This window comes from Cellvibrio sp. UBA7671 (genome assembly GCA_002483145.1).
GTDB lineage: Bacteria > Pseudomonadota > Gammaproteobacteria > Pseudomonadales > Cellvibrionaceae > Cellvibrio > Cellvibrio fibrivorans.
This window is the reverse complement of record DLHJ01000014.1, coordinates 466,344-486,455: the sequence shown is the minus strand read 5'-3', so window position 1 is coordinate 486,455 and position 20,112 is coordinate 466,344. Positions and strand designations below refer to the sequence as shown.

Sequence of the window (20,112 nt, the reverse complement as noted above, 5' to 3'; positions counted from 1 at the left end):
TCATTTGTATGACGCTTACGGTTCCGCAAAAAGTACGCAATTTGTACTTGCGTTTTGATAAAAAAATTCTCGGCTCTCTCGTTGATATTTACAGCGACGACATTCAATTTCGCGATCCGCTCCATGCGGTCAATGGCCTCAAAAATCTCACCGACTATTATGCTGGCATGATGGATGATTTGGTTGAGTGCCGTTTTGAGTTCCATCATTCTATGGAAATGACTGCCCGTGGCGAGGCTATTCTTTTCTGGACCATGCACTACCGCCACAACAAACTAGCTGGAGGAAAACTTTTGGAATTGACTGGTAATACCCACCTGCTATTCAACGAAAAAGTTTATTACCATCGCGATTATTTTGATGCAGGCTCCATGCTCTATGAGCATATTCCACTGGTGGGTTTTGCGATCCGGCAGATAAAGAAAAAAGTGGGTGCAAAATGACCGCGTTAGTTTGGCTGCGTCATGATTTGCGTGTGCATGATAATCCCGCTTTGTTTAAAGCGGCAGAATCAGGGCAAGGTGTGGTAGCTGTTTACGTACATTGTGATGCATACGTGCGCCTCCATACCATTGCACCTGCGCAACTGGACTTCGTGCGTCGCCATTTGCATATAATGGCGAAAGACCTCACCAGCTTGAATATTCCACTGTTGGTTGTTCGCGTACAAAAACCAGCTGAAATTGCGCCGGAATTATTGCGCATAGCACAGCGAGTGCAGGCGGGGCATTGCTATTTCAACGCGGAGTATCCCGTGAACGAATTGAATCGCGATCTTGCGGTTAACCAATTACTGCGTGACAACGGAATTCTGGTGAAGCGGTGTCACGATCGTTGCATAGTCCCGCCCGGTATGATTCGCAATGGTCAAGGTGATCCTTATAAAGTCTTCACTGCGTTTAAAAAGAAATGGCTGCAGACCATGATGCCGGTTGCGATAAAACCGCTGGCTTCGCCTGCCAAACAAGCGGCAGTCTCTGGTGTAACTACGGTATCTATCGATGATATTAATCAGTTATTTTCTGCACATGAATTGCGCGATTTGTCGGAGCTTTGGCCTGCGGGAGAAGCTGAGGCTTATCGCCGGTTGGATTTGTTTATTGAAAAATCGATTACCCGCTATCTGGATCAGCGCGATTTTCCATCCATTGATGGCACTTCCAGTTTATCCCCGTATTTTGCGGTAGGTTCGCTATCCCCCCGCCAGGCAATTGCCGCTGTACTCGCCTACACGCATGGCGAGTGGGAGGGTGGCAATGCGGGCGCAAACTGCTGGATTAGCGAATTAATCTGGCGGGAATTTTATCAGCATGTAGCGGTGGATTATCCGCAGGTCTGTAAGCGTAAAGCTATGCAGGCCCATACGGAAGCTTTTCCCTGGCGCTATGACAAAACGCTTTTCGCTGCCTGGTGTGAGGGTAAAACCGGTATTCCTATTGTCGATGCGGCTATGCGCCAATTGAATGCCACCGGGTGGATGCATAACCGTTTGCGTATGGTGGTTGCTATGTTTTTGACTAAAAACTGCCAAATCGATTGGCGTTGGGGCGAAGATTATTTTATGTCACAGTTAATTGATGGTGAGTTTACAGCCAACAATGGGGGCTGGCAGTGGAGCGCATCAACGGGTACTGACGCAGCTCCCTATTTCCGCATTTTTAATCCTATTAGCCAATCTGAACGTTTTGATCCGAATGGTGATTTTATACGTAATTGGATTCCAGAGTTGGCGCATTTGTCGAATAAACAGATTCACAATCCGCCATCAGTCGATAATTACCCGCGCCCAATTGTTGATTTAAATTTGAGCCGTAAAGAAACCATAGCACTTTTCGCCCAATTGACGCCCGTAGCGCACTAACCGAGTTAGTCCATGAATACCAGTCTTGCGCCTTACACTGTTTTAATAACCGGCGCCTCTAGCGGGATTGGTTATGAGTTGGCACTGCGTTATCTGGAGCAGGGTGCAAGAGTGTTTGCACTGGCGCGTTCTGAAGACCGATTGGAGCAGTTGGCCAAACAATTTCCGCAGCAGTGTTTGCCAGTAAAGGTTGATCTTTCTGATGCTGGTGATAGTCAACGCGCAGGTGAATGGATCGATGAACAAACACAATATTTGGATCTCGCTATCTTAAACGCGGGTACTTGCGAATATGTTGATGTAAATAATTTGTCGCACGAGCCGTTTGACAAGGTAATGGCAATTAATTGGCAGGGCACTATCAACAGTCTGCTGTTTTGTTTACCTTTGCTGCGTAAAAAAAAGTTGCAAGACAACAGTGTGCAGACAGCGCCAGCGCAACTGGTGGGTGTATCCAGTATGGCTAGTATTTTGCCTATGCCGCGCTCGCAAGCTTACGGCGCATCCAAGGTTGCCATGGAATATCTATTTAATTCATTGCGCGTAGATTTGGCTAACGAACCCATCGATATCACCATCGTTCGTCCAGGCTTTGTTAAAACCCCACTCACTGACCGCAATGACTTTCCCATGCCTTTTGCACAGACAACAGCCGAAGCCGCAGACAGTATTCTGAAGGGCATCAACAAGCGCCATTGGCTGGTGCAATTCCCTTGGCCGTTGGTGTGGTTGATGAATTCTATCGCCTGTTTGCCGCTACGCGCGCAAGTGTGGCTATTGCAAAAAATCTCACGCACTTCACATTAAGAGTCTACGCATGACTGTCGTTGCCAGAAAAAAAATCGCTATCATAGGTTCGGGAATCAGTGGATTACTGAGCGGTTACTTGTTGGCACGCCGCCACGATGTGAGTGTATTTGAAGCCGGGAATGAAATTGGTGGGCATACGGCTACCAAAATGGTTATTGCACCTGAAGGCAAGCTCGCTGTTGATACAGGATTTATCGTATTCAACGATCGCACTTATCCCAATTTTCTAAAATTGCTTGCGCAATTGAATGTTTCTTATCAGCCCACTGAAATGGGTTTTAGTGTTGCCTGCCAGCGTACCGGGTTTGAATACAGTGGTACTTCATTGAATGCTGTGTTTGCCCAGCGCAAAAATATCTTCAATCTTTCCCACTGGCGCATGTTGAAAGAAATTGTGCAATTCAATACGGCCTGCACCCTGCTCTATAAGAATAACTGCATTCCTGAAGACCAAACGCTGGGCGAATATTTGCAGCTACAAGGCTACAGCGAAAAATTCATTCATTTTTATATCTTACCCATGGTGTCGGCGATCTGGTCATCGCCCATTGGTACAGCGGCAGCTATGCCACTGACATTTTTTGTGCGGTTTTTCCACAACCATGGCCTATTGACTGTTACCCAACAGCCACAGTGGTACACCATCAAAGGTGGTTCCAACCAATATTTACAACCGTTAACAGCAAAATATAAAGGCACCATTTATACAAACTGTCCGGTACTCAAGGTAAAGCGCAATGCTGACTCGGTAGCAGTCACTACAGCTTTGTTCGGTGAGCAATTATTTGACGAGGTTGTTTTTGCCTGCCATAGCGATCAGGCATTGAAATTACTTGCCGATCCGTCATCGGCTGAACATGAGATTCTCGCTGCAATTCCCTACCAATCCAATCAGGTAGTATTGCACAGTGATCTTCGCTTGCTACCCAAGTTGCGCCGCAGTTGGGCGAGCTGGAATTACATGCTGCTACAGAATGGCGAAGCCGATTCAGTTAGTGAAAGTGTCGCTTTGACGTACAACATGAATATCCTGCAAAAATTGAACTCGGCAACTACATTTTGCGTGACAGTCAATGCGGGCAATGCGATAGATCCTGAAAAAATCTACGGTGAATATCAATATAGCCATCCGATGTTTACGCGCGAGTCGGTTGCCGCGCAAGCGCGCTGGGCGGAGATTAGTGGTGTCAACCGCACACATTTTTGCGGTGCCTACTGGCGTAATGGTTTCCACGAGGATGGCGTAGTATCAGCGATCCGCGTTGCAGAGATGTTAGGGGAGATGTGGTAATGAATCGGTTACAGTCCCGATCAGAGTTCCGCTATGCATAGTGCAATTTATCAGGGTAACTTGCGCCACCGGCGCTTCTTTCCAAAGCATCATGAATTTAGTTATTCATCGACTTTGTTTTATATCGATCTCGATGAATTGCCCGAACTGTTTGACGGCGTAAGAGGCTGGTCATACAACGGTACCAATTTTGGTAGCTTCCGGCGTGCGGATTTTTTGGGCGATCCCGCCGTGCCTCTGAAAGATGCCGTGCGCAGTGAAGTGAATACATTGTTGACGGCGGATAAAAAAAATTTACTGCGTTGCCCTGATGGCGCCGTACGTATGCTGACAAACTTACGTATTTTTGGTTTTTGTTTTAATCCAGTCACTTTTTATTACCTGTTTAACGCAGGTGCTAATAAGCCGACAATGATTCTTGCACAGGTCAACAACACTCCATGGAATGAACGGCACACTTATCTCATTCATTGCGATGAAAAAACCGGTAAAGCCAATTCGCAATTCGATAAAAAATTCCATGTATCGCCTTTTAATCCATTGGATATGGAATATCACTGGGTTAGTTCCGTACCTGCAGAAAATGTGTTGGTGCACATGGAAAACCATGTGCGCGCTCTGGATTCGCAAAGTCATTCTACCCAGCACGCCAGCTGTCATATGGATGCAACCCTGACGCTCAAACGCCAGCCTTGGTCCAAATCGCTTTTACATAAAATATTGTGGCTGCAACCTTGGGCTGCGATAAAAGTTCCTGTTGCCATTTATTGGCAAGCTGTGCGCCTGTTTGTTAAAGGTGTGCCTGTTTACACACATCAATCCATAAACCCTTTGCCTGCTGCTAGCAGCACTGAACTTAAAACGACAGGGGAATAATTGTGAAAACCACTAGTATCAGGCTGTTGCCAAAACATCGAGTGTCATCTTTAACGCGCAACCAAAGCATCGCTCGTTCGATGTTATTTAAATTGCTGCGCGATTTGGAGCAGGGTTGCCTGCGCATCCATGAGCAAGGCGAGCTGTTCCAGTTTGGCCAACAAGCAGATCACACAGATTTGGTGGCCGATATTTATGTACACGACGCGCAGCTTTATTCAGATGTAATATTTGGCGGTTCTGTTGGCGCAGGTGAGGCCTATATGAGTGGTTTTTGGTCAACGCCGAATCTCACTCAAGTCACCCGCTTATTTGTGCGCAATATCGATGCACTTGATGCAATGGACTCAAAGCAATCTTTTATTGGGCAGTATCTGTTAAAGATGTTTCATTGGTTTAATCGCAATACCAAAGAGGGATCGCGAAAAAATATTTCTGCTCACTACGATTTGGGCAATAACTTTTTTCGCTTATTTCTCGACAACACCATGATGTATTCAGCAGCGATCTATCCAACACCTGACGCATCTTTGGCGGAAGCATCGGTTTATAAGTTGAAACGTATTTGTGAAAAATTACAACTGACGCCGAACGATCACTTGCTTGAGATAGGCACAGGTTGGGGTGGCATGGCAATTTATGCAGCGCAACACTATGGGTGTCGTGTTACTACTACAACTATTTCTCGTGAACAGCGTGAATATGCTTTGGCTAGAGTAGCCGAGGCTGGTTTAAGTGACCGCATTACCGTGTTATTTGATGATTACCGTGATCTACGCGGCCAGTTTAGTAAACTGGTTTCTATCGAAATGATTGAAGCAGTAGGGCACGAGCACTACGATCAATATTTTTCTACCTGCTCGCGCTTGTTGGCACCTAATGGGCTCATGTTGTTGCAGGCAATTACGATTGCTGATCAGCGTTATGACATGGCGCGCAAGACAGTGGATTTTATCCAACGCTATATTTTCCCAGGTGGTTCGCTGCCCTCCATCGCAGTGATCAGTGATTTTGCAAAAAGTAAAACGGATATGAATATTCTGCATATTGAAGATATAGGAGCGCATTATGCGCAGACGCTGAAACATTGGCGCGAAGCGTTTAACGCTAAATTGGAAGCAGTGCGGGAGCAAGGCTTCGATGATCGTTTTATCCGTATGTGGGAATTTTATCTCTGTTACTGCGAGGGCGGCTTTATCGAGCGCAGTATAGGCACCGCACAAGTACTGTTAGCAAAACCACAGTACCGCAGCGGCTATTTCCAATGATAAACAGGGCATTGGTTTTTACCATCACCAATGCCGTATTGTTTCAGGTCGGCTGGTTCGTTTGTATTTTGTGCGGTAGTTTTTGGGCTGGGGTATTTACGCTCGCGGCCATCGCTTTTCATTTCATGATTGTGCAGCAACGACGCGATGATGCGGTTGCTGTACTCATAGCAATAGCACTTGGTTTGCTTCATGATTCGCTGCTTTTGCACAGCGGCCAAATCCAGTTTGCTGAATCTGCTTATCTGCCTCCGCTATGGTTAGTCTGCTTGTGGGCATTGTTGGGCATCACCCTTAATCACTCTCTGGTATGGATCTATTCGCGTCCCCTGTGGTCTGCTTTATTGGGAGCTATTGCTGCGCCCTTGAGCTATCTTGCGGGCGTTAGTTTGTCTTCGGCGGAATGGTCTAGCCCCTTGGTTCGCGTTTTACCTATAATAGCGATCCTGTGGCTGGTAGTACTGCCACTGCATCGTTTTCTTAGCTTGAGGGTCTTATCTTATGTCCAGCGTAAAACGACCAGATTATCTTCGTAATGTTTTGGCTTGCAGCCTGCTCTCAGCTTTGGTGGGATTTTCTGCTACAACCGCGTTGGCGCAAGACAATTATGTCGTTGCAGGCAGTGCCTACAATCTTGAAAATAACCAGCTGATTTATCGCGAGCTCTATACCGGCATTGATGAAAATCAATCGGTGCGAGTGGATTATGTAACGCCAGAGGGCAACACTTTTGCCTCAAAAACACTGGTGTATCAGGGCGAACCCTATCAACCCAGTTTTAACTATGAAGACACGCGGGACAACGAATATGTTTCGGCGCAATTTCAAGGTGCGCGCTTGGTGCTTACCCATGGCATGAACAGCGCGCAAAATGAAAAAGTCATATACGATAATGCCCGCATGGTAATTGATGCCGGGTTTGATGCGTACATTCAACTCAATTGGGATAAGTTGGTTGCCGGCAAGCGGTTGAAATTTGATTTTGCAATGCCCAATCGCTTAAGCAGTCTGCAGCTAGAAGTGCGCAAAATAAAAGGGCCCGAGTCACCAGTGTATGACACCAACTTCGGCAGTGAGTGGATCTATTTCCGCATAACCCCAGCGCAAAAAGTTATCTCGCTTTTTGCGGATCCTATTAATCTTGCCTACGATCCAAATGGAAAATATCTTATGCGCTTTCATGGGCGCTCCAATATCGATGATGATAATGGTGGCCCACAGGATGTGCGAATTGAGTATGAATATACGAATTAGTTCGAATTGACTGAATAAAAAAAGGCGAGCAATCTCAACGTTGCTCGCCTTTTTTATAGCGTGTTGTTTTGGTAATGGGCAACGCTATTTGGGTAAGTAGGAGCACCAGTCGCTCCAGCTTCCCGGATAGAGTTTTGCTTTTACTCCACTTAACTCCAGTGATAGCAGATTCACACAAGCTGTCACCCCCGAACCGCAGTACACCACCAGATTTTCGCGCGAGGGTAAACTCGCCCAACGCTCGCGTTGCACTTCATCCGATTGGATAAAACCCTGCTCAGTCGTAGCATCCTGCCAAAAATAATTTAGCGCACCGGGAATGTGCCCTGCCACCGGATCTATAGGCTCTTCCTCACCGAGGTAGCGTTTGGTTTCGCGCGAGTCGATCAGCGTGAAGCTTGGGTCTGCTTGTAAAATATCGTCGCGGTTTACAATCCAGTCTGCTTGCAGGCTCGCTTTAAAATTACCATTTTTGATAGTGGGTTCGCGTCTATCTATTGCTCCACCGGCGCTAATCCAACCTGTGAAACCACCATCGAGAATCAACACCTCCGAATGCCCGAAATAGCGTAACAGCCACCACGCTCGAGCGGCATAGCCCATACGTGAATCATCGTAAACCACAATCAGGGAATGTTGGTTGACGCCGGCAGAGCGCAATTTTTTACTGAGCGCTTCTGTATCGGGTAAGGGGTGGCGGCCGCCGTGGGTACCGGTTTCACTGGAGAGATCTTTTTCCAAGTCCAGAAAATAGGCGCCCGGAATATGCCCTGCGCGATATTGTTCTCTGCCGAGGGTTTTATTCATCAAGTTAAAACGGCAATCGAAGATCACAACCTTGCCCAGTTGTGTTTTGAGTTGTTCGCTAGTGATAAAGTGATTCATTAGTGTGCGGCGCAATGGGTATGGGGATGTCAAAAAAGTGACGTCATAATCGCATCATAGCGGTGGCTTGGGAAGGGTGGAAATCGAACGCTTTGTGTGTTTTTTGTAAAAATTGTGTGGTGTGTGCCTAAGAAAGGACGATTACTCGCGGAGGGGTTAATCATGAATGGATTAGTGGTTTTGCCAGGCATCGGGGATTTTGCCTTCAAGTTGGTAGGCAAATGCAATAATGTAGGCAACGGCGATATACAGTGCTTCGGGGATTTCATCGCCTAATTCCAGTGTTACCAACAAATCAACAAGTGCGGAGTTGTCGCACAAGGGAACGCCATGTTCCTGTGCGATGGCGATAATCTGTTCCGCCACTTCGCCGGTACCTTTGGCACTGACATGGGGTGCATTTTTTCCATCGTAATAAAGTGCGACGGCTTTTTGCAGTTCTGCTGTTGAATATTGTGAAGCCATAATGCATTACCTCAGGTTTTTACATCCACCAGCGAATAGCTAAATGACATTTTGGGTTTGGGCGGCAGGCCAGGTACACATTGCATTTGTGCAACCTGAATACCTTCGCGCTCTAATTGTGTTTTTAACCCGTCAATTTTATTTTTTGCTTCTTGTAATGTGTTTTCATTTTCTGCCCAAAATTTTGCTGAAAGGTTATCACCGAGTAATGTGAGCTGTGCATAGAACTGGCCGATTAAGGGCAAATCAAAACTGAGCATGACATTCCACTGGCGTACCCGCGCACTGTTTTTTTCCGCATTTTCATTTTGCTCTTCAACCCACTGCTGTTCAATTTGGATGTGCAATGGGTGCACGTCTTGCCCTTGGCGCACTGGAATTTCAAATTGCCATGATTGTGTTGGCTGTGCTTGATCAGCCTGGCCTAATTGGTGATTCAGTGTGTGAACTTGTTGCAGTTGGATTTTTGCGATGCTGCCCAAGGTGTATTGATGCATCAGCATGACCAATTGCGTGCGCAATTGTTTTTGGCTTAGCTCACCTTGTTGTTTGTGGGTGAGCATCCCTAAAAATTGCGGCAGGGCGATTGCCAATACATTTTTGTTTATTTCTGTCGCCAGGGGGGATCCGGGTAATGTAGGTTTTGTGGTTTCCAGTTCGGTATCCAACTGATGTAATAATCCTAGCAGCGCGCCTTTTAAATCCTGGGTTGCTATTTTTTCAACCGGGTTTTGCGCGGATATTGTGGTTTTATTGTTGGCGCCGGGTGACATATGGGTTGTTAATAAGGCAGAGTTCACAGTGGATGCCGGATTAACTGGAGTGGTCGATGTGGGTGGCGAATTTTTTTGCGCTAATAGGGCGCCAGTAGAGAATGTTGATACTGCCTCACTACTTTGTTTGCCAGTAACGAATTGCGCTAATTTGTGTTCGAAACTCTGGCCGTTATTTTTTAACGTCATCTCCACTAATTTGGGATTAGTGAGCTGATCTGATAAACGAATATGGTTAGCCAGGGTTTTAAGTGATTGCTGCACTTGGCTGGAGAGCCACTCTTTTCGCTCTGCAAGTGGTAGCTGTTGAATGAATTGGGTGATTTTTGGCAGGCTCGCTAGTAAATCTTGCCCTTTATCTTTTTGTGGCAACAAGCGGCGCAGGGTTTCTCCAATTACTTCAGTTGTTTTGGTTGCTGCAAGTTTGTTTTGCTCAAGCACTGCAGAGACATTTTCTTTGGTGATGACACCATCATTCAATAGGGTGCTAGTAGCTAATTGTGAATGGTTAAGGTTATTTGTATTTACTGGATTTGTGTTGGCTTGTGTGGTGTTGGGCGTTGTTGTAGTTGGCAAGTTTCCGATTTGCAAAAGTGCATTGAAAGTAGCAATTTCTGCTTTAGTCAAAGGTTGCAACAATTGCAGTCTTTGCCCTTCACTTAATTGCATCAATAACGTTTGGCCGATTTGCAGAGGTTGGTTGGTGTAAGTGAGCAGTGTTGCCGCTACAGGTGCCGGCGGAGTTGTTGTAGCTGGAACACTTGGGATCACAGTTGCTAGGGTATTCACCGTGAGAGTGACAAGTTTAACGCCTGGAGTTTGCGCAATATTTTTATGTGTCTCTAATTCCCTGATCAATGCCTTGATTGCAGGTGCGGCGGAATTTTTATTGAGTTGCGCTAGATTGGCTTCAATGGATTTAACCAGTTGAGCGCGCTCTTCCGGTGTTGCCTGGGTTACTTTTTGGACATCTGCCAGGAATTGGCTGCCTACTTTTAAGCCGAGCACTTTGGTAATCGACATTATTTGTTCGATCTGCGCGCGCTGGACGTTTTGTACCAGCTTGTCGGTGATGGAACTCAGCTCCATGGCTTATCTCGAATAGATATTAATGTGATCAAAAACGTAAATTGGGGTGCTATGCCGATGCGCAGATCGCTATAATCGACGGCCTCGAAAAGCCGTTTTGCTGGGTCGATTTGCAGAGTATAGCGGCTCATAAGACGTTTCCTGTAGCTACCATACACGCCAAGGCAAATAATAAGCATGACCGAATCGGTAACTGAGGCGGCAATTCCGCTGCTTGAACTGCGTAATCTTGGCTGTGAGCGGGATGAGCGATTGCTATTTTCTGGGTTGGATGTGCAACTATTTCCCGGTGATGTGGTGCAAATCGGCGGCCCCAACGGCGCGGGGAAAACTACTTTATTGCGTGCCCTTGCGGGCATTAGCACGGATTTTCATGGCCAGATTCGCTACGCTGGACAGGCCCTGCCGGAAGCAGCTTGGGAGTTTGCTGGCGATAGTCTTTATCTGGGTCATTTACCGGGTATAAAAAAGGCTTTAACACCTGCTGAAAACCTGGAGTGGTATAAAGCCCAAAGTGGCGCTGCTATTTCTATAGGTGATGCTTTGGCAGCGGTCGGTCTTTATGGTTATGAGGATACGCCCTGCTACCAGCTATCGGCAGGGCAGCTGCGCCGGGTTGCCTTGGCCAGGTTGCATTTAAGTTGTGCGCGTATCTGGATTCTCGATGAGCCTTTTACCGCTATCGACAAATTGGGCGTCAGCCAGTTGGAGGCGCTTATCGCCCAACAGTCAGCCAAGGGTGGGGTGGTGATCCTTACCTCCCATCAGGATTTAAGTCTGCCTCAGCTGCGTATGGTGAATCTGCAGGATTATCAATCCGCACGCGATAAAACTAAAATTGGACTTGGTAGTCTGAGCGACGGGGATGCATATCATGCGTGATAATTCCCCAGCGGCGAGTCTATTGGGTGGATTTATCGCCAGCTTTCGTCGCGACTTATTGATTGCTGCGCGACATAAAGCGGAGCTGACCAATCCGCTGGTATTTTTCCTGATTGCAGTAACCCTGATTCCGTTGGGGGTCAGCCCGGAAAAAACGGTATTGGCGCTGCTCGCACCGGGAATTGTCTGGGTGATGGCGCTCCTGGCCACGCTCTTGTCGCTCGATGGGTTATTTCGCAGCGATTACGACGATGGCTCCCTGGAGCAGATGTTGATTAGCCCACAGTCACTGTACTTTACGGTGATGGCAAAAGTGTTGGTGCATTGGTTGGTATCAGGGTTGCCTGTAACCCTATTGGCACCAGTGTTGGGTTTAATGTTGAGTTTGCCAATCGAAGGTTATCTGCCACTGTTGGCATCCTTGGCATTGGGTACCGCATCCATGAGCTTGATCGGCGCGGTGGGTGCAGCCTTAACAGTTTCACTGCGCAAGGGTGGTTTGTTGTTGTCCCTGATTGTGATGCCCCTGTATATTCCCGTATTGATTTTTGGTGCGAGCGCAGTACAGACTGCTGTGCAGGGCGGTGCAATTGGCATGCAACTCGCAGTGTTGGGTGCATTTCTCGCATTGGCGATAGTGCTTGCTCCAATCGCAGCACTGGGCGCTTTGCGTATCAGTACAAATGGTTAACTAATAATAACGATCAGCTAACAGCTTCAGCGACAAGGTCTCACAACTATGGCATGGCAATGGTTTCACCGGTTAGGTTCTCCCCGTTGGTTTTACGAAAAAACAACTCCCTGGCTGCCGTGGTTAGCCACACTCAGCATCGCACTTATTGTGACTGCTGCCGTTTGGGGGCTGGCATTTGCACCGGCCGATTTTAAGCAGGGCAATAGTTACCGCATTATTTATATTCATGTTCCCGCCGCATTTTTAGCCTTGGCGGGTTATTACATCATGGCGATTTCCGGTGCAGTTGGCCTTATCTGGAAAATGAAGTTGCCGTTTATGGTGATGAAATCTGCTGCTCCGATTGGGGCCTTGCTGACGTTTGTATCCCTGGTTACCGGCTCCATCTGGGGTAAACCTACTTGGGGAACCTGGTGGGAATGGGATGCACGTATTACTTCTATGTTGATTTTGTTTTTCCTCTATCTCGGCATGATCGCCCTGCAGCAGGCCTTTCAACACCGCGATACCGCCGATAAAGCCAGTGCCGTCTTGGCGTTGGTCGGCATGGTGAATATCCCGATCATTTACAAGTCAGTCGATTGGTGGAACACGCTCCATCAACCTGCAACGATTAAATTCACTAGCAAATCCAGTATTGATCCGTCGATGCTGTATCCGCTGTTAACTATGGTGATTGGTTTTTACGTATTTTATGCCCTGGTGTTGTTACTCAATACGCGTGTTGAAATCCTGCGCCGTGAAAATCGCACCCAGTGGGTCAATGATTTAATTAGCACGACAAATAAGAGGGCGTGATAATGAAATTCCAGTTTGAATCAATTGCTGATTTTATCGCCATGAACGGCCACGGCCCGTACGTGTGGGCGTCTTATGCAATCACCTTCGCTGTGCTGATTTTTTTATTGGTCAGCCCGCTATTGCAAAAAAAGGCATTTGTAAAGCAACAGATAAAACAACAAAAGTTGGCACAAGCGAATAATTCCGCCAGTGAATTGACTGAATAAATAACTTTCCGTATTAGCTGAATAGAGCGCGACACCTATGCACCCGCTTCGCAAACAACGTTTGATGATCGTTATTTTTATTGTGGTTTTCTCCAGCGTCGCTGTAGGCCTAATGGCCTACGCCTTGCGTGAAAATATCAATTTATTTTATCCACCCAGTAAAATTGCAGCGGGCGATGTGCCGCACAATACCCGTATCCGCGCGGGGGGCTGTGTGAAACCGGGCAGCGTACAGCGCGCCAGCGATTCACTGGAAATTCGCTTCTTAATTACCGACGGTATTTCAGATGTAAAAGTTAACTTCAATGGAATATTGCCGGATTTATTCGCTGAAGGAGAGGCCGCGGTGATCAACGGCATAGTGACTGAGTCGGGCGAGATAAATGCCAGTGAAGTCCTCGCCAAACACGATGAAAATTACACGCCTCCTGAAGTTGCTGAAGCAATGAAAGATAAAGGCGAACATCAAAAAACCTGCGAGGGCTTGAAGTATGGCGCTTGATTTCGTTCAGCTAGCACCGGAGATGGGGCAATTCGCCCTGATATTGTCCTTGTGCTTAAGTGCAGCACTATTTGTATTGCCGTTAGTGGGTGCGCATTACGGTAGCAATGTGTTGATGCAATCCGGCCGTTCACTAGCGACTGGTTTTTTTATCTTTGTCTCCTTTGCGTTTTGTTGTCTGGTTTATTCATTTTTACACGATGACTTTTCCGTCAAATATGTTGCCTCTAATTCCAATTCGCTGCTGCCTTACTATTACAAAATCAGTGCGGTCTGGGGCGGACATGAAGGCTCATTACTACTTTGGATTTTAATGCTCGCCGGTTGGACGTTTGCGGTTGCCATATTTAGCCGCTCACTGCCGCTGGATATGCAGGCGCGCGTGTTAGCAGTGATGGGTTTTGTTGCAGTTGGATTCCTATCGTTTATTTTATTTACCTCTAATCCCTTTGATCGCATTCTTCCTATTCCGCCGCAAGATGGCAGCGATTTAAATCCACTCTTACAAGACATTGGTCTGATCATTCATCCCCCTGTGTTGTATATGGGCTATGTTGGATTTAGTGTGGTGTTTGCATTTGCAATTGCCGCGTTATTAACCGGTCGTTTAGACAGTGCCTGGGCACGTTGGTCACGTCCTTGGGCAACCATGGCCTGGGGCTTTTTATCCGTTGGTATCGCACTGGGAAGCTGGTGGGCGTATTACGAATTGGGTTGGGGTGGGTGGTGGTTTTGGGATCCGGTAGAAAACGCGTCTTTCTTGCCTTGGTTGATTGGCACTGCATTAATTCACTCGCTTGCAGTGACAGAAAAGCGCAGCTTATTTAAAAGCTGGACAATTCTGCTCGCCATCTTTACGTTTTCGTTAAGTTTGCTGGGAACATTTTTAGTTCGCTCCGGTGTGCTTACCTCTGTTCACGCTTTTGCTAATGATCCAGAGCGCGGCGTATTTATTCTCGGTTTCTTCCTGGTGGTGGTGGGTGGTTCGCTAACACTTTTTGCATTGCGCGCTCCTGTCGTAAAAGGCTCCGCCGGTTTTAATTTGTTATCGCGTGAGACGTTTTTGCTGGCCAACAATATTTTGCTCACCATTATTATGATTATGGTGTTGCTGGGTACGCTTTATCCACTGGTTGCTGATGCGCTTAGCCTTGGTAAAATTTCCGTAGGCCCACCTTACTTTAATTTGTTCTTTTTGCCTCTGATGGGGTTGCTCTGCTTGTTAATGGCATTTGGTCCGCTCTCCAATTGGAAGCGTACAACAGGTTTGCAATTGGTAAACCTCTTGTGGAAGCCCTGGGCAATTAGCCTGGTGATTGGTTTGGTATTCCCGCTCATCTATCGCGACAAATATGAAATCCTCGCCGCGTTGACTGTCTTTATCGCAAGTTGGATAGTTACCGCATTGCTTGCGGACTTGTTTTATCGCTTGCGCAACAGTGATTCGTTTTTTGCTGGCCTTAAAAAACTGAGTTTAAGTTACTTTGCCATGGTAGTTGCACATGCTGGTATCGCGGCGACCACTGTAGGTGTTGGGTTGACGAGTATCTACACTGAGCAGCGCGATATTCGTATGGAAGTAGGGCAAAAAGTCACTGTTGTTGAATATGATTTTATCCTCAACAAACTTACCCATATTGACGGCCCCAATTACACCGCAGAAGAAGCGCTGATCACTGTAATGAAAGACGGCAAATTTTTGCGTGAAATGAAACCGCAAAAACGCCGCTATCTCGCCAGTGGCAGCACTATGACAGAGGTGGCATTGGATGTAAGTTTGTTTCGCGATCTTTACGTCGCTATGGGTGAACCTTTAACCGAAACTGCATGGGCAATGCGCGTACATCTCAAGCCCTTTGTGCGTTGGATTTGGTTGGGTGCATTAATGATGGGCTTCGGTGCTGTGCTTGCCGTTGCTGATAAACGTTATCGCAAAGCGATTAAGCAGGAATCACCCGCAGTAGAAGTTCCAGTGGGAAAATTAGTCAATGAATAAACAGCGATTATTTTTATTTATTCCCTTAGCCATTTTTGTGTTGCTTGGTGTTTTATTTTGGCGTGGCCTCTCGTTAGATCCTAACGAGATGCCATCTGCTTTGCTAAATAAACCCGTTCCTGCATTTGATTTGCCGGTGCTGCCAGCGCCGGAAAATCCGCAAGGGTTGGTCAGTGCAAATCAGGATATGCTAAAAGGCAAAGTCAGCTTGTTAAATGTTTGGGCAACCTGGTGTACTACTTGTCGGCAAGAACATGAATTCCTTAATACGCTAAAAGCGCAGGGTATTCTTATCTACGGTATTAATTACAAAGATAACGCCGAAGATGCGCAGCGCTGGCTGGCGGAATTGCATAATCCCTATGTGTTTAGCGTGGTAGATGAAGAGGGTCGTTTAGGGTTGAATCTCGGTGTGTTTGGCGCACCGGAAACCTATGTGATAGATAAGCAGGGTGTGATTCGTTACAAGCATATTGGTGATGTGAATCAGAATGTATGGACTAAAGTGTTGGATCCGATAATAAAAGAATTGCAGACACAATAAGTTCAGTTGCGATCTGCCAGTTAAGATAAATGGATGTATTGATAATGCGTATAAAATTTGCATTTCTGTTTGTGGTTTTGTTGAGTTGCGAAGGTTTTGCAATTGAGCAAAAAGATCAGCTTCAAGTGGCTCCTCCTGCGTCATGGATCAATCCCCAAGCTCTGCCTCATGTCGACGTAATACCTCAGGATAAAATTAATAGCGGTGTTTATTACCTCTTGGTGGATGAGCAGTTGCGTGTTCCACAGCAGGGAAAGAATGTTTTCTATTCACATTACGCGGAGAAAATTGTTAACCAGTCCGGTTTGCAGGAATCCTCGCAGGTTAACATTAATTACGATCCAAGTTATCAAACCTTCACATTTCATACTCTATTAATCCATCGCGATGGCAAACCTTTTGATGCTTTGCCCAAGATAAAATACTCGGTTCTGCAACGTGAACAAGAGTTGGAAAACTCCCTTTACGATGGCAGTTTGACCGCCAACATTATTATCAGCGACCTGCGCGTTGGTGATGTAGTTGAATATAGTTATTCCATCACTGGTGATAATCCTATACACGCAGGGGCGTTCTATTATCGGTTTTACACACAGTGGACAGTTTCCTTGCGCCAGTTATATTTCAGGCTGTTATGGGAGCGCGAAAATGAACTTTATGTTAAAACTAATAACTCGGCACTGAAGCCGGTTATCAAGCAATTGGGTGGCGCAAAAGAATTTATCTATCAGACTGCAAACACTGAGCCTTTGCAGACCAACAATCAGACCCCTGATTGGTATAACCCTTATGGAAGAGTGGAAATTTCAGATGTGGCGCACTGGGCAGATGTTGTGGTCTGGGCCCAGGCACTCTACGAGTCCGCAATTGAAAGTGATGGTGCAATTGATCAGTTGGTAGCAGATATCCAGCGCAAACACAGCACTAAGGAAGATCAAATTGAGGCTGCATTGGATGCAGTCCAGTCACAAGTTCGTTATTTAGGTATTGAAACCGGTGTAAATTCTCACAAGCCATCAAAAGCTGGGGAGACGTGGCAGCGGCGCTACGGCGATTGTAAAGATAAAACGGTGTTGTTTATTTCCTTGCTTAGGCAGATGGGAATTGCGGCCTATCCTGCTTTAGTTGATACAGATGATAAGCAAGAGATAATCCATCGCTTGCCCGCGGCGACAGCATTTAATCATGTCATAACCAAAGTGGAGTTGAATGGTAAAAATTACTGGCTAGATCCTACCAGGCAGCATCAACAATCCAGTCTTGCCGATATTTATCAGCCAGATTATGGCTATGCCTTGGTAGTTGCTCCGGGTTCGACTTCGTTGACGAAAATGACTCACAAACGAATATCAGCACAGATCATTGAAGAGGAGTTGGATCTTTCGGGCGCGTTTGATAAACCTGCATCATATCGCATCACCACAAATTACAGAGGACTCCAGGCTGAAACCCAGCGAAATAAAGCAGCTGAAACCAATCTCCGTTCAACTGGTGATCAATATCTTAATTTTTACAAAGGCTACTATCCAACTATAAACTCATCTGCACCGGTTGAATTTAAAGATTACCCAGGTGAAAGTCATTTTCAAGTGCGAGAGGCCTATTCCATTGCCAATATTTGGCAGACTAGCGAATCAAACCAGAATCAAAAGTATGCCGGCGTGTATGCAAGTATTATTGAAACTAATGTTCTTAAACCCGATGAGTTACATCGCAATTCACCTTTTGCGCTTCGTTACCCAGATTCGATTACTCAAAAAATCCAGGTAAAAGTAAGAGGCGACTGGGGTTTTGAGCAAGAGACTGTTGTCGAGGATAATGAGTTTTTTCATTACTCTAGCAATATCAATTTTGATTCAGAAAAAAATGTTCTGAATTTGATCTATAAATATGAAACCAAGAAGGATCATGTTCCGGCAGAGAAAATCAATGAGTATGCCAGTGCAAGAAAAAAAGTTATGGATGACATTGGTTACAATGTTTACCAGCCAGCAGTTGCACAGGCAAATAGTTTTCACTACGAAGATTATCTGTATTGGTCATTATGTGTTGTTTTTTTATTATTGCTGGTGCTGGCGTTTATTGGTTGGTATCGGGATAAAAAAAGGCAAGAGTACAATCTAGCGGCCGTCTTTTTTCCGGTAAGCGTGGTGAAATTTATTGTATTATCTGTCTTCACCTTTGGGATTTACCTATCTTATTGGTTCTGGCGCAATTGGATTTATGTGAAGCGCAACGATAACAGTTCAATTTTACCTTTTGCGCGTGCATTTTTTTCTCCATTTTGGTATTACCCGTTCTATCAAGCTTTGATCTCGAATGAGCAGGTAAAAAACCGACTCTATTTACCGGCTTCATTGGGTTTGGCGGCTGCACTGGCATTGCTATTTTTTGTTGCCAATATTGCAGCGAATAAAGCCCCTGCTATTTACGATGTGGCCGCTATTTTGGTGTGTATCTTGCTGGTGCTCCCCCTGGTTATCCAAATCAATAGAATTCCGCAAAAAGATGCCAATATTTATGTATATAACTCGCGCTTTCGTTGGAGACACTTGCTAGTCATTTTGTTTTTTTTGCCCTTTATGTTGCTTTACATAGGTGTGGAATCCGGTTTTTTTGCCAATACAAAAGTAATAGATGGAAAGCATTTGTGGTCATATCACGTCAAATTTATGCAGCGTAAAGGTTTAATTGAGGAAGACGAAACCATTCAGCGCTTTTACAGCTCGGCACTCCTTGATATACGCAAAGACGGTAATGGCTTTACCAATACCAGTGTTTTTTCTTATTGGGAAGAAGAGGGCGAATTGCAACATGAGTCATTACCACTGGCAGAGGTAAAAGATATTGAACTATCTTCGCAAGAGGCAGAGGACTCAAATGATGCAGTAGTAAAGATTTATCCAGAGAATGATGAGCCATTTATTCTATATGTTTCAAAAGAGGCTGATGGTCATAAGCAGTTTTATAATCAGCTCAAAAAAAACTGGTCAATGGAAAAAGTCAGGCAGGAGCTGAGAATAGCTTTTCCTTTACCTGAAGATCGAATTAAATATAAAAAGAACAATATCTATACAATGGTTGAACGGTTAGTCAATTTGCTCTATGAAAGTGATGAGTCTGGAGCGCGGAGTTATGCACTTGCAATACTATATGAGAGCGGCAACTCCGTTACCCGAAATTACGAGCGGGCGATATATTTTTACAACAAAGCTTATGAATCCGGGCATTTGGCTGCGGGAGTGCGTTTAGCTTGGCTTCTATCTGTTGTAGATGATAATGAACTGCTTAAACCAAAGCGTGCGATAAAAATCATCCGTGCAGTCTTAAAGAAACACGACACTCCTGCTAACCGTGAAGTACTTGCAGCTGCTTACGCCGCAAATGGTGAGTTTGATCTGAGTATAAAAACCCAAACTGATGCTTTAAAAGATTTGTTTGGTGTTGCTTCTGAGAAAGCGCAAGAAAGGCTTGCTGCATATAAGTTAAATCAGATTTGGGTGGAATCATTAAGTGCACATGCTATTGCAACAGAAGCTATGCCGATAATTAAAACTCCACCGAAATATCCTTACAAGGCTCTGGATGAGAAACAAGAGGGAATTGTATTGGTTCAGTACGATGTTACGGATTCCGGTACTACCACCAACATCAAAGTAATGAGCGCGGAACCGCAAGGATATTTTGAGGAGGAGGCAATTAGTGCTGCACAAAAATTTGTTTATATCCCCTCCATTGAAAATGGTGTGCCCAAAGTCACTCGTGGAGTAAAGAATCGTTTCACATTCGAGCTTGATGATTAGCCCCATGTTGATTTGAATCAATTTTAGCGCCCCCACTCTTTTATAGACTGATAGTGTCAGTCTATGGAGGTTTCTATGTATATCGATTCAATCGTTCTTTATGGTCTAGTGA

At 45.7% G+C, this 20,112-nt stretch carries 19 protein-coding genes; 16 read left to right on the top strand and 3 right to left on the bottom strand.

All coding sequences use genetic code 11. From position 1 onward, the window contains the following. Window positions 1–8: 8 nt before the first annotated feature. From B4E62_RS13835 to B4E62_RS13800, 8 genes are read left to right on the top strand one after another with little or no spacing between them, the layout of a single operon-like run. Window positions 9–443: a nuclear transport factor 2 family protein gene (locus tag B4E62_RS13835; protein ID WP_331352450.1), complete on the top strand. Its 435-nt coding sequence runs from the start codon at window positions 9–11 to the stop codon at window positions 441–443. After that, on the top strand, window positions 440–1,861 hold the full coding sequence (locus B4E62_RS13830; protein ID WP_331352449.1) for a deoxyribodipyrimidine photo-lyase: 1,422 nt from the start codon (window positions 440–442) through the stop codon (window positions 1,859–1,861). The genes B4E62_RS13835 and B4E62_RS13830 overlap by 4 nt, the downstream gene beginning before the upstream one ends. Window positions 1,862–1,873: 12 nt before the next feature. Continuing rightward, window positions 1,874–2,668, top strand: coding sequence for an SDR family NAD(P)-dependent oxidoreductase (locus tag B4E62_RS13825; RefSeq protein ID WP_331352448.1), 795 nt, complete (start codon window positions 1,874–1,876; stop codon window positions 2,666–2,668). A gap of 10 nt (window positions 2,669–2,678) precedes the next feature. Continuing rightward, window positions 2,679–3,962, top strand: coding sequence for an NAD(P)/FAD-dependent oxidoreductase (locus tag B4E62_RS13820; protein WP_331352447.1), 1,284 nt, complete (start codon window positions 2,679–2,681; stop codon window positions 3,960–3,962). A gap of 33 nt (window positions 3,963–3,995) precedes the next feature. After that, entirely contained in the window at window positions 3,996–4,838 is an 843-nt protein-coding gene (locus B4E62_RS13815; RefSeq protein ID WP_331352446.1) for a DUF1365 domain-containing protein, read from the top strand. Window positions 4,839–4,840: 2 nt separating this feature from the next. Further along, entirely contained in the window at window positions 4,841–6,106 is a 1,266-nt protein-coding gene (locus tag B4E62_RS13810) for a cyclopropane-fatty-acyl-phospholipid synthase family protein (protein ID WP_331352445.1), read from the top strand. Next, window positions 6,103–6,642: a DUF2878 domain-containing protein gene (locus B4E62_RS21415; RefSeq protein ID WP_414633265.1), complete on the top strand. Its 540-nt coding sequence runs from the start codon at window positions 6,103–6,105 to the stop codon at window positions 6,640–6,642. The genes B4E62_RS13810 and B4E62_RS21415 overlap by 4 nt, the downstream gene beginning before the upstream one ends. After that, the gene (locus tag B4E62_RS13800) at window positions 6,608–7,360 is read left to right on the top strand and encodes a hypothetical protein (RefSeq protein WP_331352443.1); all 753 of its coding nucleotides are present in this window, start codon (window positions 6,608–6,610) and stop codon (window positions 7,358–7,360) included. Before B4E62_RS21415 ends, B4E62_RS13800 begins: the two co-directional genes overlap by 35 nt. 84 nt (window positions 7,361–7,444) lie before the next feature. Here B4E62_RS13800 and B4E62_RS13795 read toward each other — a convergent pair whose 3' ends face one another. From B4E62_RS13795 to B4E62_RS13785, 3 genes are all read right to left on the bottom strand, one after another. After that, entirely contained in the window at window positions 7,445–8,245 is an 801-nt protein-coding gene (locus B4E62_RS13795) for a sulfurtransferase (RefSeq protein ID WP_331352442.1), read from the bottom strand. Between the two features lie 171 nt (window positions 8,246–8,416). Then, window positions 8,417–8,710, bottom strand: a complete 294-nt coding sequence (locus B4E62_RS13790) for an EscU/YscU/HrcU family type III secretion system export apparatus switch protein (protein WP_310070326.1) — start codon at window positions 8,708–8,710, stop codon at window positions 8,417–8,419. Between the two features lie 11 nt (window positions 8,711–8,721). Beyond that, entirely contained in the window at window positions 8,722–10,572 is a 1,851-nt protein-coding gene (locus tag B4E62_RS13785; protein ID WP_331352441.1) for a flagellar hook-length control protein FliK, read from the bottom strand. A gap of 177 nt (window positions 10,573–10,749) precedes the next feature. On the opposite strand from B4E62_RS13785, the gene ccmA reads away from it, so the two are divergent. From ccmA to B4E62_RS13745, 8 genes are read left to right on the top strand one after another with little or no spacing between them, the layout of a single operon-like run. Next, window positions 10,750–11,454: a cytochrome c biogenesis heme-transporting ATPase CcmA gene (gene ccmA, locus B4E62_RS13780; protein WP_331352440.1), complete on the top strand. Its 705-nt coding sequence runs from the start codon at window positions 10,750–10,752 to the stop codon at window positions 11,452–11,454. Next, window positions 11,447–12,145 carry a heme exporter protein CcmB gene (ccmB, locus tag B4E62_RS13775; protein WP_310070334.1) on the top strand — a complete coding sequence of 233 codons (699 nt, stop codon included), beginning with the start codon at window positions 11,447–11,449 and terminating at the stop codon, window positions 12,143–12,145. The genes ccmA and ccmB overlap by 8 nt, the downstream gene beginning before the upstream one ends. Window positions 12,146–12,193: 48 nt before the next feature. After that, a complete protein-coding gene (locus B4E62_RS13770; protein ID WP_310070336.1) occupies window positions 12,194–12,946 on the top strand; it encodes a heme ABC transporter permease in 753 nt (250 codons plus the stop codon). Between the two features lie 2 nt (window positions 12,947–12,948). Beyond that, window positions 12,949–13,155, top strand: coding sequence for a heme exporter protein CcmD (ccmD, locus tag B4E62_RS13765; protein ID WP_310070337.1), 207 nt, complete (start codon window positions 12,949–12,951; stop codon window positions 13,153–13,155). Between the two features lie 37 nt (window positions 13,156–13,192). Next, window positions 13,193–13,657, top strand: a complete 465-nt coding sequence (gene ccmE / locus B4E62_RS13760; RefSeq protein WP_310070339.1) for a cytochrome c maturation protein CcmE — start codon at window positions 13,193–13,195, stop codon at window positions 13,655–13,657. Next, a complete protein-coding gene (locus B4E62_RS13755; protein ID WP_331352439.1) occupies window positions 13,647–15,653 on the top strand; it encodes a heme lyase CcmF/NrfE family subunit in 2,007 nt (668 codons plus the stop codon). The genes ccmE and B4E62_RS13755 overlap by 11 nt, the downstream gene beginning before the upstream one ends. Next, on the top strand, window positions 15,646–16,197 hold the full coding sequence (locus tag B4E62_RS13750) for a DsbE family thiol:disulfide interchange protein (RefSeq protein WP_331352438.1): 552 nt from the start codon (window positions 15,646–15,648) through the stop codon (window positions 16,195–16,197). Before B4E62_RS13755 ends, B4E62_RS13750 begins: the two co-directional genes overlap by 8 nt. 44 nt (window positions 16,198–16,241) lie before the next feature. Next, window positions 16,242–20,000 (top strand): TonB family protein, encoded by a 3,759-nt coding sequence (locus B4E62_RS13745; RefSeq protein ID WP_331352437.1) that lies wholly within the window; start codon window positions 16,242–16,244, stop codon window positions 19,998–20,000. The last annotated feature ends 112 nt before the right edge of the window (window positions 20,001–20,112 follow it).

Bases quoted from the DNA above. Each gene is read 5' to 3' on its own strand.
- B4E62_RS13835 (WP_331352450.1), top strand. From the start codon at position 9: ATGACGCTTACGGTTCCGCAAAAAGTACGCAATTTGTACTTGCGTTTT.
- B4E62_RS13830 (WP_331352449.1), top strand. From the start codon at position 440: ATGACCGCGTTAGTTTGGCTGCGTCATGATTTGCGTGTGCATGATAAT.
- B4E62_RS13825 (WP_331352448.1), top strand. From the start codon at position 1,874: ATGAATACCAGTCTTGCGCCTTACACTGTTTTAATAACCGGCGCCTCT.
- B4E62_RS13820 (WP_331352447.1), top strand. From the start codon at position 2,679: ATGACTGTCGTTGCCAGAAAAAAAATCGCTATCATAGGTTCGGGAATC.
- B4E62_RS13815 (WP_331352446.1), top strand. From the start codon at position 3,996: ATGCATAGTGCAATTTATCAGGGTAACTTGCGCCACCGGCGCTTCTTT.
- B4E62_RS21415 (WP_414633265.1), top strand. From the start codon at position 6,103: ATGATAAACAGGGCATTGGTTTTTACCATCACCAATGCCGTATTGTTT.
- B4E62_RS13800 (WP_331352443.1), top strand. From the start codon at position 6,608: ATGTCCAGCGTAAAACGACCAGATTATCTTCGTAATGTTTTGGCTTGC.
- B4E62_RS13795 (WP_331352442.1), bottom strand. From the start codon at position 8,245: ATGAATCACTTTATCACTAGCGAACAACTCAAAACACAACTGGGCAAG.
- B4E62_RS13790 (WP_310070326.1), bottom strand. From the start codon at position 8,710: ATGGCTTCACAATATTCAACAGCAGAACTGCAAAAAGCCGTCGCACTT.
- B4E62_RS13785 (WP_331352441.1), bottom strand. From the start codon at position 10,572: ATGGAGCTGAGTTCCATCACCGACAAGCTGGTACAAAACGTCCAGCGC.
- ccmA (WP_331352440.1), top strand. From the start codon at position 10,750: ATGACCGAATCGGTAACTGAGGCGGCAATTCCGCTGCTTGAACTGCGT.
- ccmB (WP_310070334.1), top strand. From the start codon at position 11,447: ATGCGTGATAATTCCCCAGCGGCGAGTCTATTGGGTGGATTTATCGCC.
- B4E62_RS13770 (WP_310070336.1), top strand. From the start codon at position 12,194: ATGGCATGGCAATGGTTTCACCGGTTAGGTTCTCCCCGTTGGTTTTAC.
- ccmD (WP_310070337.1), top strand. From the start codon at position 12,949: ATGAAATTCCAGTTTGAATCAATTGCTGATTTTATCGCCATGAACGGC.
- ccmE (WP_310070339.1), top strand. From the start codon at position 13,193: ATGCACCCGCTTCGCAAACAACGTTTGATGATCGTTATTTTTATTGTG.
- B4E62_RS13755 (WP_331352439.1), top strand. From the start codon at position 13,647: ATGGCGCTTGATTTCGTTCAGCTAGCACCGGAGATGGGGCAATTCGCC.
- B4E62_RS13750 (WP_331352438.1), top strand. From the start codon at position 15,646: ATGAATAAACAGCGATTATTTTTATTTATTCCCTTAGCCATTTTTGTG.
- B4E62_RS13745 (WP_331352437.1), top strand. From the start codon at position 16,242: ATGCGTATAAAATTTGCATTTCTGTTTGTGGTTTTGTTGAGTTGCGAA.